Source organism: Serratia liquefaciens ATCC 27592, from assembly GCF_000422085.1.
Classification (GTDB): domain Bacteria; phylum Pseudomonadota; class Gammaproteobacteria; order Enterobacterales; family Enterobacteriaceae; genus Serratia; species Serratia liquefaciens.
This window is the reverse complement of record NC_021741.1, coordinates 5104482-5118999: the sequence shown is the minus strand read 5'-3', so window position 1 is coordinate 5118999 and position 14518 is coordinate 5104482. Positions and strand designations below refer to the sequence as shown.

The 14518-nt window shown below is 54.2% G+C and carries 12 protein-coding genes and 1 pseudogene; 4 read left to right on the top strand and 9 right to left on the bottom strand.

The genetic code is table 11. From position 1 onward, the window contains the following. The first annotated feature begins 73 nt into the window (after positions 1-73). The gene (locus M495_RS23820) at positions 74-1087 is read left to right on the top strand and encodes a glycosyltransferase family 9 protein (protein WP_020837605.1); all 1014 of its coding nucleotides are present in this window, start codon (positions 74-76) and stop codon (positions 1085-1087) included. A gap of 32 nt (positions 1088-1119) precedes the next feature. Here the strand turns inward: M495_RS23820 and M495_RS23815 are convergent. The 3 genes and pseudogenes from M495_RS23815 to rfaQ form a co-directional block, all read right to left on the bottom strand. Further along, a pseudogene (locus M495_RS23815) lies at positions 1120-2216 on the bottom strand (glycosyltransferase). 2 nt (positions 2217-2218) lie between these two features. Continuing rightward, a complete protein-coding gene (locus M495_RS23810) occupies positions 2219-3346 on the bottom strand; it encodes a glycosyltransferase family 4 protein (RefSeq protein ID WP_020837604.1) in 1128 nt (375 codons plus the stop codon). Continuing rightward, entirely contained in the window at positions 3343-4425 is a 1083-nt protein-coding gene (gene rfaQ, locus M495_RS23805; protein WP_020837603.1) for a putative lipopolysaccharide heptosyltransferase III, read from the bottom strand. The genes M495_RS23810 and rfaQ overlap by 4 nt, the downstream gene beginning before the upstream one ends. Before the next feature lie 211 nt (positions 4426-4636). Between rfaQ and M495_RS23800 the strand changes: the two genes are divergently transcribed. Further along, complete coding sequence (locus M495_RS23800) at positions 4637-5593, top strand: polysaccharide deacetylase family protein (protein WP_020837602.1); 957 nt, start codon at positions 4637-4639, stop codon at positions 5591-5593. Between the two features lies 1 nt (position 5594). After that, positions 5595-6692 (top strand): glycosyltransferase family 9 protein, encoded by a 1098-nt coding sequence (locus M495_RS23795; protein ID WP_020837599.1) that lies wholly within the window; start codon positions 5595-5597, stop codon positions 6690-6692. A gap of 1 nt (position 6693) precedes the next feature. Here the strand turns inward: M495_RS23795 and M495_RS23790 are convergent, their stop codons facing one another. The 6 genes from M495_RS23790 to rfaD are packed head-to-tail and all read right to left on the bottom strand — an operon-like array spanning position 6694 to position 13075. Then, positions 6694-7677, bottom strand: coding sequence for a glycosyltransferase family 2 protein (locus tag M495_RS23790; protein ID WP_020837597.1), 984 nt, complete (start codon positions 7675-7677; stop codon positions 6694-6696). Between the two features lie 4 nt (positions 7678-7681). Then, on the bottom strand, positions 7682-8920 hold the full coding sequence (locus M495_RS23785) for an O-antigen ligase family protein (RefSeq protein ID WP_020837595.1): 1239 nt from the start codon (positions 8918-8920) through the stop codon (positions 7682-7684). 28 nt (positions 8921-8948) lie between these two features. After that, positions 8949-10112: a glycosyltransferase gene (locus M495_RS23780; protein WP_020837593.1), complete on the bottom strand. Its 1164-nt coding sequence runs from the start codon at positions 10110-10112 to the stop codon at positions 8949-8951. Continuing rightward, the gene (gene rfaC / locus M495_RS23775; protein ID WP_020837592.1) at positions 10109-11074 is read right to left on the bottom strand and encodes a lipopolysaccharide heptosyltransferase RfaC; all 966 of its coding nucleotides are present in this window, start codon (positions 11072-11074) and stop codon (positions 10109-10111) included. Before rfaC ends, M495_RS23780 begins: the two co-directional genes overlap by 4 nt. A 2-nt stretch (positions 11075-11076) precedes the next feature. Further along, a complete protein-coding gene (gene rfaF / locus M495_RS23770) occupies positions 11077-12123 on the bottom strand; it encodes an ADP-heptose--LPS heptosyltransferase RfaF (protein WP_020837591.1) in 1047 nt (348 codons plus the stop codon). A 22-nt stretch (positions 12124-12145) separates the two neighbouring features. Beyond that, positions 12146-13075 carry an ADP-glyceromanno-heptose 6-epimerase gene (rfaD, locus tag M495_RS23765; RefSeq protein ID WP_020837590.1) on the bottom strand — a complete coding sequence of 310 codons (930 nt, stop codon included), beginning with the start codon at positions 13073-13075 and terminating at the stop codon, positions 12146-12148. A gap of 240 nt (positions 13076-13315) precedes the next feature. Here rfaD and kbl point away from each other — a divergent pair, with 240 nt between their 5' ends. Beyond that, positions 13316-14512, top strand: a complete 1197-nt coding sequence (gene kbl / locus M495_RS23760) for a glycine C-acetyltransferase (RefSeq protein WP_020837589.1) — start codon at positions 13316-13318, stop codon at positions 14510-14512. Positions 14513-14518: the final 6 nt, after the last annotated feature.

Sequence of the window (14518 nt, the reverse complement as noted above, 5' to 3'; positions counted from 1 at the left end):
GAAAGGCGCTAATTTGGTAACCTTGGGTGTCAGTTTCAGACAACAGGCGAGAGATTTCGCTGATAGGCTTGGAATGAAGAATATTTTAATTATTCGCCGTGACAATATTGGCGATCTTGTTTGTACAACCCCGTTGATCGAAGGGGTGAAAATTGCCTATCCGGACGCCAAACTTTATCTGTTAATCAATAAAGTTAGCCAGGATGTCGTTAAAAATAACCCGCATCTGGAAAAAGTCTTTGTCTATAAAAAAGCAAAGCATAAGGCGAAAAATGAAACCACGCTGGGGGTTTATTTCGAACGGCTGATGATTTTTCTTCAGCTGCGTAAAATAAAATTCGACGCGGCCATCCTGGCCAATCCGGTACCCTGCAAGTACAGCCTGCGATTGGCAAAAATGGCCGGGGTCAGCAATATCATTGGTGCAGATTTAGGCACGCCTGATATTCATCATCCTTTCCGCAAGGCGAATTTCAGCGGAAAACATCAGGTAGAACATACCTTCAGCTACCTCTCGGCTATTACCGAACAATCCATCCCTATCCCGCCGGTGCGGGTGTTTCTGACCGCGGAAGAGCGTCAACAGGCAGCGCAGCGGTTGCAAGCCAGCTTACCGTCGGTCGAGCGGATTTGTGCCGTTCATATCAGCAGCCGCAGTCCTAAGCGGCGCTGGCCGATCGAACGCTATGCTGAAATTATCAATCGCTTACTTGCTGAACCCAACACGGGAGTCCTGATTTTTTGGTCGCCTCAGGGCACGCTGACGCCGGATGATATTGGCGATCAGAAACGGGCAGAGCAGCTTTTGGCGCTGTGCCAGAACGAGCGTGTGGCGCTGTACCCAACGGCGTCGGTGCGGGAATTACTGGCCGGTTTTGATTTATGCGACAGGGTGTTGTGCAGCGATGGTGGGCAGATGCATCTGGCTGCCGCGTTGAATAAAGATATGGTGGTGTTCTTTGGCGATACGGATAAAGAATCCTGGCACCCATGGTCCGGCCGCTATCACATTTTGCAGACCGAATCGGGTGACTGTATTGATGTGCCCGTTGATGATGTGTGGGAAAAAATACAGGCGTTCAATTAATTAAAAATAAGGCAGGGTTTCCCCTGCCTTAATTATTTTTTGAGCGATAAATATTGCTGACAAATAGGCTGTAACCCATAGCTCAGCAGCTGTTGGTGATTAATCTCCGGGGGCGAGGCATACATTTCCGCCATTTTTTCCGCCAGCGATTTTTCATTGAGCTCCGCCAATGCGTTTTCCATTCCCGCTTTTTCCAGAATTTCCGCAGGACCGCCCGGGCAACGGGTGCTGACCACCGGCGTATCGCACAGCAGCGCTTCAACCAGTACGTTGCCAAAGCCCTCACTGTCGGAGCTCAGCACCAGCAGGGATGCGTGGCGAATAAACGGGTAGGGATTGGCCTGGAAGCCGAGAAACAGCACGCGCTCGGCAATGCCCAACTGGTTCGCCAGTTGCTTCACCTGTGCGATATGGGATTCGCTGCCGGTGCCGATCAGCGCCAACGGCGCCTGTATACCTGATTGGGCATAGGCTTTCAGCAGGCGATCGTGCCGTTTGTGCGGATGAAAACGCCCAACGTGCACCAGGTAATCTTTGCCCGCCAACTCGCAGGGCTCTGCCGCCTGCTGCTCGATGCTGGCAATGTCGAACGGATTATTGATCACTTCCAGTCTGCTTGGCTGGATCGGCAGGTTCCGCTGTAAATCGTCCCCGACGGCCTTTGATACCGCAACGATATTTCTGCCTTGGTAAACCGCCGCGATTTTTCGCTGTTTCAACCAGCGATCCAGCCCTTGCGGTGGCCCAGATAAGAGGTTGAAAGGATGCCGTGAATGCAAAACCACAGGCGATCTGACGAGAGCAGTTTGCTGCGGCTGACGATGCGATCGGTTTTATGCAGGTTGGAGAACACCAGATCATAGGCGCCCTGTTGGCGTTCGTTATCTGCGATGGCCTTGTCCAACGCGGCGGCGCGGCGAGACAGCTCGGTCAGTTTACGCCATGGCGAACGGCTGCTGTCCGCCACCACCTGGTAGTGAATGCCGGTAGGGATAGGGTAGTTACAGACATCGCGCAATGAAATCAGACTGACGTCATTGCCCATTTGCTGCATGCCCTGGCACAGCGTCAGCACCACTTTTTCTGCGCCGCCGCCGGGCAGACCGTCGATAATCATCAGAATACGCATAGTTAATCCAGCAGCCGGTTATAAAGGGATATCAGCTGTTCCGACAGGTGTGCCGGGGTAGCCGACATGATACGTAATCTTGCGGCTTCACCCATGGTGGAACCCTGAGCCTGACGTGGCAACGCGCTGATCGCCTCGATCAGCGCCGGTACGTCGAGGGCATCGGTCACAAACCCATTTTGCCCCTGAGTGATAAACTCGGCACCGCCACAGGTGGTGCTGGAGATCACCGGAAGGCCACAGGACATGGCTTCCAGAATCACATTGGGGAACGGGTCGTACAACGTCGGTAATAACAGCGCATCGGCGGCCTGGTAGAAGGGCAGCGTTTGTTTCTGCACTCCCATAAACCGGACCCGTTCGCTGCAACCGAGCGACTGCGCCAGCGCCTGATAGCGTTTTTCAGCCTTATCCTTGCCTACTACCAGCAGATAGCTGTCAGTGGCCGCGACGGCGCGAATGGCGGCGGCCAGCCCCTTGCGTTCAAAACCTGAGCCGACAAAAATCAGGCAGTGCGCCTGTTGCGGGATCTGGTATTGCTGACGTAGCTGCTGTCGCTGTTCGGCATTGGCGGGCAGAAATTTTTGATTATCAATGGCGTTGTAGATCACCGTAATTTTATCGGCGGGAACGCCGAAATCATCGATGATTTCCTGTTTAATCATTTCGGCGTTGCAGATGACCGCTTTCAGCTCCGGAGCGGCGTACATCGCCCGTTCCGCACACATAACGTAGCGGTGGTAGCGGTTGGAGAACAGCCACTTGCGGCGCCATTCCGGCAGCAGGCGCGCCCGCTGCAATAACCAGCGGCGATGTACGCCATCGCCGGCGCGATAAATATCGCAGCCCGGAATGCGCTCATGGCTTTGCACCAAATCGAAGCGTTCCTTTTGCCACAGGGCTCTGGCCGCATCGGCAAAGCCGCGTTCACGGCTGATGCGGCCAAATTTCAGCGGATTGCACAGGTGAATGTGCCAGTTCGGGTTGGCATCACCCTGCCATTCGCGGGTGATGACGTTAAGATCCAGGTCCTGCTGTTCCAGCGCCTCCAGGGCGCGTGAGACGAAACGCTCAGCTCCACCGTCCGGGCGGTATTTTTGGCGAACGATCGCCAAACGAAATGCTTTCATGCCAGCGTGCTCCGCGCGGCTGCAATCACCGCGTCTGTAGGAATAAGGTCCAGATAACGTTCATCGGTGCCGGTATCAATGGCGTCTGGATCGGGCAAGGTGCCATAATCACCGGCCCATATCACATGGCCAATGACCTGCCATGGACGCCAGAACACCAGCTTGGAAGGGCCAAACAGCGCGACGCAAGGGGTCTGCAGCGCGGCGGCCATGTGCATAGGCACCGAATCTACGCCGATAAACAGTTTTGCGTGGTCGATCAGGGCGGCCAGTTGCCGCAGCGTCAGTTGCCCAGCCAGGGACACTACGCCCTGTGGCGGACAGAGCGCCAGAATGCGCGCCACCATTTCGCGTTCTTTTGGATCCGGGCCAGAGGTGATCACCAATGAGTGACCGTCGGCCTGCAACGCGCTGATGGTGGCGGCCATTTTTTCTCCGCTCCAGCATTTGAAGAACCAGCGGGAAGTGGGTTGCACCACAATGTAATCGCCGGTAATGCCCTGTTGCTGCAACAGTTGCTCGCAGGCTTGCCAGTCCTGCGATGGATAGCTCATGGTGACCTGCTGACTGACGCCTGGCAGGCCAAGCGGCTGTAACAGCGACAGGTTTTGTTCAACGGTGTGCAACCGGGCATGATCGCTGACCGGTACCAAATGCGTGTGGCAGTGCCGCCATAAGAAGCCCTGACGCTTGGGGAAATCGAACCCCAGCCGGATACGTGCACCGGTCAGCCGGGCGAGAATAGCGCTGCGCCACTGATCGGCCAGGTTGACCACCAGATCGTAATGCCGGGCCTTAAGCTGTCGGATCAGATTCAGTTCATGACTCAGGTGCGCTTTCGTACCCTGTTTTTTCCATTGACGATCGATCACGAAGACGTTCGACAAGGCCGGATGGCTGACCAGCATTTCCTGGGTTTCTTTATACAGCAGTACGTCGATCTGCGCCTGCGGGTAGTTTTGCTGCAGGGTATTGATGACCGGCGTGATCAGCAACATGTCGCCGTGGTGGCGAAGTTTAACGATCAAAATACGCTGTATCGAGGTATCAGGAGCAAGGGCTGGCGCGTCGTTCATCATGAGTCGCTTTCAGGGAAACCAATCTTTGATTCTAAATGACCCGATCGCATGTGGCTACTGTTGCACGGTTTTCTTGCCGTGAAGAGAAAAAATCGCCTTGGGAAGTGACAAAATGTCTTCAACGTTGTCAAAACCAGGCACTAAAGTCGTTTGCCCTGGCGAAACGCCCTGCGTAACATAATGCATTCTGTTGATATCAGGCCCGATATTTATGACCAAACCGGCATTTCTCATCACCATTGATACCGAAGGCGACAATCTGTGGCAAAACCACGATCGCATTTCGACCGATAACACGCGCTTTTTGCCGCGCTTTCAGGCGCTGTGTGAGAAATATGGCTTTAAGCCGGTGTACCTCACCAACTATGAAATGGCGATGGATGCAGAATATGTCGAGTTCGCTCGCGATGTGATTGCTCGCGGTACCGGCGAAGTGGGAATGCATCTGCATGCCTGGAACAGCCCGCCGCTGACGCCGTTGACCGAAGATGACTGGCGACACAAACCCTATCTGATCGAATACCCGGCCGAGCAAATCCGCGCCAAGGTCGATCACATGACCAAACTGTTGGAAGACAGCTTCCAGACAAAAATGCTCAGCCATCGCGCCGGGCGTTGGGCGTTTAACGAATACTATGCCGCCTTGCTGCTGGAGTATGGTTATCAGGTGGATTGCTCGGTTACGCCGCGCGTTAACTGGCAGTACTCACCGGGCAACCCGCAGGGTAACGGCGGCACGGACTATCGCCATTTCCCATCGCAGGCTTATTTTATCGATCCGGAAAATATCGCCAAAGCGGGCGCGTCCTCGCTGCTGGAAGTGCCGATGAGCATTCAATATAAGCATTCTGCGCTGATGAATACGCTGAAGCAGGGTTACGATCGGCTGCGTGGCAAACAACGTTCGCCGTCGGTCAACTGGCTGCGCCCAAGCGGCGGAAACCTGGAAAAAATGAAGCGGGTAGCTGAGCGCTGTTTGGCGCAGGGGCATGATTACGTGGAATTTATGCTCCACTCTTCCGAGTTTATGCCGGGTGGCAGCCCAACCTTTAAGACCGAACAGGATATTGAAGTGTTGTACCGTGATTTAGAGCAGCTGTTCGCCTGGCTGCAGCAGCGTACGGTTGGCATGACGCTGGCCGAGTATTATCAACTTAAAGTGAACTGACATGTCGAAAAAATGGAAAATTAAGGTCGCGGATTGGTTTTTGCGACGTTATACCGCAAAGTCCGGCCGTTTCCAGGATAAGGCGACTTTCGACAGTCGGCTTCAATTTGACAATATCGTCATCTATTCCACGACGGCGTTGGGCGACTTTATGTTTAACACGCCTGCGCTGCGGGCGATGCGTGAACGCTATCCGAACGCGCATATTACTCTGGTGGTTCACAAGAAGAATCAGGAGCTGGTGGAAAACGGCCGCTACTACGATCGCGTGGTGTATTGGGACAGCAAAATCAAAAGTCTACGTCCGCTGTTGAAATCGCTGCGCGAACATCAGCCGGATTTGGCGCTGATCCTGCACTCACATCTGCCGTACGACATTATCAGCGCCGTCTTATCCGGGGCTAAATACATTATCCGGGATAACTACAGCTCTGGAATTTGCGGGCTGGAACCTTGGTTGACCAACTATATCTTCCATTACTACGGCCATTTTATTCGCCGCAAGTTGGAGCTGATTTCCATTTTGGGTTGCCGCAGCGACGATCCCACCATGGAAATTCCCGCGCCGTATCAACCGGGCGTCAAAAGCAGCGAGCACTGTACGATAGGCTTTCAGTTGGGCGCTTCTACCGAATCGCGCTGTTGGCCGGTATCGCATTTTGCCCGGTTGGCCGATGAGCTGGTGGCCAAGCATGCCAATGTGCGCATCGTACTGATTGGCGGGCCTTTCGACGAAGGGAAAGCGCAGCAGTTTCTGAGCCAGGTTAGCCCTCAAACCCGGGAGTGTGTAGACAACCGCATCGGCAAAACGGGGTTGCAGGCGTTGCTGACGCTGATCGACAGCTTCCATGTGTTGGTCACCGGCGATACCGGCCCACTGCATTTAGCCGTGGCGCTGAAGGTAAAAACCATCAGCCTGTTTGTCACCGCGGATTCGCGTTCTACCGGACCGATTCAGGATCCGGAGCTGCATCGGATCATTCAGGTTTCCCGTACCGGCTATACTATGCCGCTGGAGGCTGAAAGCCCTATGGGCGTGATCCAACCACAGCGTATTTACGCTGAAGTGGTGGATCATTTATCGCTGAATAAAGAGTGAGTTAGCGCTTTTTCAGTTGCCAGCGCATTTTTGACAGCCAGGTGTCCACACGTGCGTACCGCATTTGCCGGATCTTTTTTCGCGGTACGCCGCTGTTGCTACAGGCTTCAGCCAGGCGTTTGAAGGTACGTAGTGTTTCCGGCTCATAGTGATAGTAACCGTACAGCGCTTTCGACATCGCTCTGATTTCTGAAAAACAGTTCCCGAGCATCAGAGCCGCCAGCTGCCGCAGTGGCTCGTCATCTCGGTGCTGTTCGACAAAACTCAACATTTTCCCCGTCGCAAAAAGCATGTCCTCAATATCCTTGGGTTTGATATTGCGGGTGATCCCCTGACTGTTATCTCGATAGAAATAGAGCACGTGGTCGAGATGAGTAATTTTGCGCGTTTTGAAATATTGAAAAGGCGTGAAAATGACATCTTCATAGCGTCGGCCGTCTTCGAATCGGTCACCTTCCAACAATGAGCGTCGATAGACACGGCTCCACAGGTGCCACATTGAGTGGGAAAATAACGGGGTAAGACAGGCCAGGCCCTGGCCAGCAAAGTCATAAGTGCTGCTGCGGATCGCGAGGCCAACAGGCTGTTCCGGCGGACTGTCAGCAAACTTCTGATAATTAAAATCGATCAGGTCGTCTTCGTTTGCCAGCAGCAGTGGCCGCAGAATGGACAGATAGTCGCTGCTCAGCAAGTCGTCGCCGTCGAGGAAGGTGACATAGCGCCCGGTAGCCAGCTGCAAACCGACGTTGCGGGCGTGGGCGATACCGCTATTTTCTTGCGAAATAAAGACCACCTGGGGATGCCGGCGTTCGGCTAACAGTTGGCGCACCAGCGAGGCGGAATTGTCGGTCGAGCCGTCATCAATGATGACCACCTCGATATCATCGCCGATCTGGTTAAACAGCGAGCTCAGGCTGGCAACGACGAAATTTTCGTTGTTGTAAAATGGCACGATAACGCTGAGCAGAGGCGGCGATGAGTTCATGAGATTAATCCTGAGCGACCGACGTTTTTTTCACTGAAAGCACGCTGGCAACGATCGCCAGGCAAAAAATCGCCGTACCTTCAGTACTAAAGAATATGACGTCACTGAGCCCATAAACAAACAGGCTGAAGGTCACACCCAGCAACAGTGCATTGCGGTGAGGCTTTAATGAGGAAACAAATAGGCCGATGTAGAGCGCCAGTAAAAACAGGGCCCCCCAGACGCCTTTGAGCGAGTAGGTCTCCAGCAGCTCATTGTGCATATGAACATTGATATAAGGCATTACGCCATACAGTTCGGGCTGCTTGGCAACTATAGCTTTGATTTCCTCTCCGCGCTGTTCTGCCGATTGTCCCAACGGGGCCAGGTTTCCGGTACGCACCCCGATTATTTGCATCGTAAGGCGTGACATAATGGAATTGTCGATTTCTGGATTATTCGCTTGCTGTATGTTGGTTTTAAAATCGGCAATACGCTGTTCAATTTGTGGTTTAAAGATGAACCCGCAGGCGACCAACAATAAAGGTACTGAAGCTATCAGCAGGATTTTGTGCTTATGGGAAATCAGGTTTTTCGTCGCCAGTATCGACAGGCCTACCGCGACCGGGTAGACCAGCATCGCCGCCCGGGTGCCGGTCAGCACCAGCGTGGATAAGGTGACCAGAAAGCCGATGATATACAGCGGAATGCGGTATTTCGTTCGCAGCATCAGAATTGCCTGCAGCATGACCAGATTGATGGCGGTAATCAAATAGGCGGCAACGGTAGCGCGATCGAAGTTAATCTCTACGCGGCCAATATCCAGCCACAAGCCCTGATAAAGGGAATAACCGTTGACCGCAATACCAGTCACCAACGCAATAACAATAAAGGCGCGTTGCATGCAAAGGCGTTCATTTAACGCAATCAGCAGAATAAAGGCGGTGGCGATCTGCAACTTGCCGGTCGACATGTATGAGCGGTAGATATTGATGTAATCGCCTGGTTGTTTAAAGTGCTGCAACCAGAAAATGCTCCCCATGCCTACGCAGAAAAACAGAACGGGTACGATAAGGTTTTTTTTGTTTTTAAAGTAATACTTCAGGTTTAAACACACGGCGATAAATGAGATATAGCTGGCGACATAAAAAAGATTGCGCCCGGTGTCGGAACCGAAGGGGATAGTACAAAACGCGATAGCGCATCCCAAATAGATCAGATAACTGAAGACAGGGTGCGGTGTGGTTTCTTTGAGTAGTTGCATGGGGCTGGGTTTCCGGCTCGCATTAATGTTAAGCAGTAAATGATTTCAGCGCGTCGTCAAATTCTGTTTTGAACATAGCGTAGCTGAAATGTTCAACCGGGTAACGCTGCGCATTTTGACTCATACTTTGATATGTTTCCGGCACTATCAGCTTTTCCACTGCATCTGCGCACTCAAGATGTGACAGTAGTTTCGGCATGACCAAGGTGTCGCTGAGCGGATCATAGACATCGTGAGGAAAATCCACCTTGATACCCGTTAGCCGTTGATGTTCTTCAATCGTTACCGAGGGGAGCAAGCCAATACCGCAGTGCCCATCTTTAATCACCTCAGGCTGGCCATCGACCTGCGGGAATATGACCGGCACGCCGAAATACAACGCTTCCATACAGGATAAGCCGAAGGGTTCGGTGATCGGCGTACTCATATAGATATGTGTGCGGTTGAAGAAATCTGCGACGTTATCCTGAAAACCGCTGAAGATGACCCTGTCGCCCAGCTCGAGCTTTTCCGCCAAGGCTTCAAATTCTGCCCTGTCGGGTCCCTTGCCTGCAATTTCCAGAGTGACATCATGCCCGCGGCGCAGCAGTTCCTGCATCATCAGTAACGACACGCTGATGCCTTTCAGGCTGACCAGGCGAGAGGCGGTGCCTATTCTGATCGGCTTGCCAAGTGATTTCAGGCTATCGCTGATACCGGAGGGCGTTTTCAGTCGGTTGATCACCACGTGATTCGGACAGGGCAAATTAAAGCGCAGTTCCATCACCCGTTTTGAGGCAAATGAAGCCGATATCACCCCGTCCAGCATGGCGAGAAAACGCAAGGTTTTGTGATTCTTCGGGTAGCGCCATGAACAACCGTGATCGTAGTAAACCAGCTTACCGCGTTTCGGTTTGGCGGCCAGACCGGGTACCAGATCCCAAACGATGACCACGTCGGCATTGGCCTTTTCGATTTTGCTTTTCAGCAGGTATTTGCGTAAAAACTGCGGGCAGCGCAGTGGCAAAGCGTTCACCAGCCGGTTGGCAAAGGTAACTTTTTGGTCAGGCATTTGCCGGCGGATCTCTTCACCGACCTCGCTACTGATGCAAATCACCTCGTTACTGCCGTCGGTAGTGTCGTTGATATACTGCAGGAACAGGCGTTCGACGCCACCCATCTTCCCTAAATTGATAACGTGCAGCTTTTTCATCCAATAACCTTTTGCAACTCGGCCCAGACTGAACCGGCGGAGAGCGTCGCCATGCTTTTTTCTGGGGAAATCAGAGAATGTTGATTCTGACCGTAACCACCGATCAATCCTGGATCGGTGGGACCAAACAGCGTGATATTCGGCCTGTCTAGCGCGGCGGTCAGGTGGCTGAGGCCGGTATCAACCGAGACCACGCATTTCGCACCGGCCAGCACTTCGGCCACCTGCTGCAGACTGAGCTTGGGTAAAACCTCGACGTGCGGGAAACCTTCCGCCAGACGCAGTGCGCGTTGACGCTCGTGCTCTGCGCCCCACGGTAGTTTGATCTTCAAACCGGTTGGCTCAGTTAACGCGATCAGATCGCGCCAGTGTGTTTCCGGCCAGTGCTTCTCATCGCGGGTGGTAGCGTGCAAAAACACCAGATACTGGCCGGCATCGGCCGGCAGATGGCTGAGAAAGCGGGCCGCAATGGCGTAATCGCCGACGCTGTCGGGTTTTTCATAGCCCAGGCTTTTGGCAAACAGCTCGCGCGTACGCTCAACGGCATGTTGCTGTTTGTCGATATCGTAGCGGTGGTTGTAGAACCAGCTGGCGAAGGGCTCACGGGCGCTTTTGCTGTCCTGACCGTGTTTGCTGCCTTTGGCGATGCGAGTGATCAGCGCGGCGCTTTTGATTAGCCCCTGGGCGTCGATCACCGCGTCGTAATTTCGCTCCTGCACCACGCGTTTAAAGTCGCAGCGTTGCTGGCGAGTTTCACTGCCAAACCAGTTTTTGCGCCAGCGGCGTATCGCCACTGGGATCACACGGTCCACCGCCGGATGCCAGGTGGGGATTTGGCTGAAGCTTTCCTCAACCACCCAATCAAAGCGAATACCGGGAATGGCCTGCATGGCGTCGGTGAGCGCAGGTAGCGTGTGGAGCACATCTCCCATGGAAGAGGTTTTTACAATCAACACCTGCATGCTTATTCCTCGCTGGCGGCAAGTAACGGCGTCAGCGCGTCCAACACCTGCTGTGGCTGAATATCGATCAGGCTTTGATGGTAACCCTGATCGGCATCGCCTTTGCGTATCTTATGGTAACCACTAATTAAGCGGATCACTTTGGCCTTGTCGGACAGCGGCGGCGTGAAGTCCGGGCTGCTCGGGCCGTACAGGGCTATCAGCGGTTTATTCAACGCCGCCGCAACGTGCATCAAACCTGAGTCGTTACTGACCACGGCCGAACAGGAGGCTAACAGGATCACCGCTTGCTCCAGCTGAGTTTCCCCAGCCAGGTTCATGCAAAAGCCGCGGGCGTCGTCATCCAGCGCAGCGCGGATCTGTTCGCCCGCCTCATTATCCTTGGCGGAACCGAACAGGGCGATTTGATAACCCTGATCGATCAGCTTCTGTGCCAGAGCGGCATAGTGATAATGCGGCCAGCGTTTGGCCGGACCGAACTCGGCGCCGGGGCAAAAGCCGATGATCGGCCGATGATCGGTCAGGTTGAAGGCGGCGGTAGTTTCGGCAATCTCTTCGTCGCTGACCTGCAGTTGCGGCCACAGTAGCGGCTGCGGCAGATCTTCTGCGCGTTGAATGCGTTGTTTGTCATAGGCTAGCGCGACATAACGCTGCACCATCAGCGGGAAGGCGGCCTTGTCCAGAACGCGAATATCATTCAGCAGGCCATAGCGCATTTCCCCGCGCCAACCAACGCGCCGTGGCACCTGGGCAAAGAAGGGCACCAGCGCAGATTTGAAGGAGTTCGGCAGCACATAAGCGCGATCGTATCCGTTAGCGCGCAGGGCATGCCCGAGACGTCGACGCTCACCGAGTGCCAACGCGCCGTGGCCTAACGGCATCGACAGGGCCTGGTTGACCTCCGGCATACGCGCCAGCAATGGACGGCACCAGGCCGGCGCCATCACATCAATTTCTGCCGTCGGGTGCTCGGCCTTCAGGGTGCGGTAGAGACTTTGCGACATCATCATATCGCCAACCCATGAAGGGCCGATAACCAGTATTTTCATACCCTACGTTTGTTCCTTCAGCTTAGGCGGTGCGGTTTAACCAGGCCATGTACTCTTTCACGCCTTCGGCGACCGTTTTGAACGGTGCGTCATAGCCGGCGGCGCGCAGCTTGGTCAGGTCGGCCTGGGTAAACGCCTGATAACGACCTTTGAGTTTTTCCGGGAACGGGATGTTTTCCACTGCGCCTTTTTGATGGAAGTCGACTACCGCGTCGGCCACCGCCTGGAAGGTTTCCGCACGGCCGGTGCCGCAGTTGAAGATGCCGGAGACGCCGCTTTTCCAGAACCACAGGTTCACTGCCGCTACGTCGCCGACGTAGATGAAATCACGCTTGAAGTTCTGGCTGCCGTCGAACAGTTTCGGGTTCTCGCCGCGGTTGATCTGGCTGTTCAGGTGGAATGCCACGCTGGCCATGCTGCCCTTGTGGCCTTCGCGCGGGCCGTAGACGTTGAAGTAACGGAAGCCGCAGATCTGCGAGTCTGCCTCAGGCAGAATTTCACGTACGTACTGGTCGAACAGGAATTTCGAGTAGCCGTAAACGTTCAGCGGCTCTTCAAACTGGCGCTCTTCGATAAACTCTTCACGACCGCCGTAGGTGGCTGCAGAAGAGGCGTACAGGAACGGAATTTCGCGATCCAGGCAGTAGTGCAGCAGATCTTTAGAGTACTGATAGTTGTTGTCCATCATGTACTTGCCGTCCCACTCGGTGGTGGACGAGCAGGCACCTTCGTGGAAAACCGCGTCGATTTCACCCAGATCGTCACCGGCCACGATATTGGCGATGAAATCTTCTTTGTCGATATAGTCGGCGATGTCGAGATCGACCAGATTGGCGAATTTGGTGCCGTCTTTCAGGTTATCTACCACCAGGATATCGCGATACCCTGTGTCATTCAGCGCTTTAATGATATTGCTGCCGATCATGCCGGCGCCACCAGTGACGATAATCATTGGGTTACCCCTGTTATTCTGCCCGGTGGGACACGGTGTCCCACGCTCAATGCCGCTTATAATAGCATTTCATGCCGCTGCAAACATCGGACGGGCTCTGAATATCCCGTGATGTCGAGCACTGCAGTACTTTGCCGTGATATCTGCTGCAATTTTCATATTCTCTCCCGCTGATTCTCGTCAGTTTGGTTACAAATCAGTAAAATATGTTGAAAACAGCCCAATCCTGGAGATAACCGAATGTCCGCGTCTTTTTATCAGCAGTTGGAACAACAACTTGAGACCACCCGTAGCGAGGGATTGTTCAAAGAAGAGCGCATTATTACTACCGCTCAGCAGGCTGATATCGCCGTAGCCGACGGCAGCCATGTGATCAATTTCTGCGCCAACAACTACCTGGGCCTGGCTAACCACCCGGCGATGATCGCGGCGGCTAAGGCCGGTATGGACAGCCACGGTTTCGGCATGGCGTCGGTGCGCTTTATTTGTGGCACCCAGGATAGCCATAAACAGCTGGAAAAAAAGCTGGCCGATTTCCTCGGGATGGAAGACGCCATCCTGTATTCCTCTTGTTTTGACGCCAACGGTGGTCTGTTCGAAACCCTGCTGGGTCCGGAAGACGCCATTATTTCTGATGCGTTGAACCATGCTTCGATCATCGACGGTGTCCGCTTGTGCAAGGCGAAGCGCTATCGCTACGCCAACAACGATATGACTGAATTGGCCGCACAGCTGAAGCAGGCCAAGGCTGATGGCGCACGGCACATCATGATCGCCACCGACGGCGTGTTCTCAATGGACGGTGTGATCGCCAACCTGAAAGGCGTGTGCGATCTGGCGGACCAATATCAGGCGTTGGTGATGGTGGATGACTCCCACGCGGTTGGTTTCGTTGGCGCCAACGGGCGTGGCACCCACGAGTATTGCGAAGTGATGGGGCGCGTCGACATCATTACCGGTACCCTGGGCAAGGCGTTGGGCGGCGCTTCCGGCGGCTATACCGCGGCGAAGAAAGAGGTGGTGGAGTGGTTGCGTCAGCGGTCGCGCCCTTATCTGTTCTCCAACTCGCTGGCGCCGGCGATTGTTGCCGCGTCGATCAAAGTATTGGAATTGCTGGAAGAGGGCGATGCACTGCGCGATCGCCTGTGGGCCAATGCGAGCCTGTTCCGTGAAAAAATGACTGCGGCGGGCTTTGAGCTGGCCGGGGCCGATCACGCCATCATCCCGGTGATGTTGGGTGAAGCAAAACTGGCGCAGGAATTCGCCAATGCGTTGCTCAAGGAAGGCATCTATGTAACAGGTTTCTTCTATCCGGTGGTGCCGAAAGGCCAGGCACGCATCCGTACCCAGATGTCTGCCGATCATACCCCGGAGCAAATTGAGCGTGCTGTTGCGGCGTTCATTCGTATCGGTAAAAATCTTGGCGTTATTGCATAAGGTAAA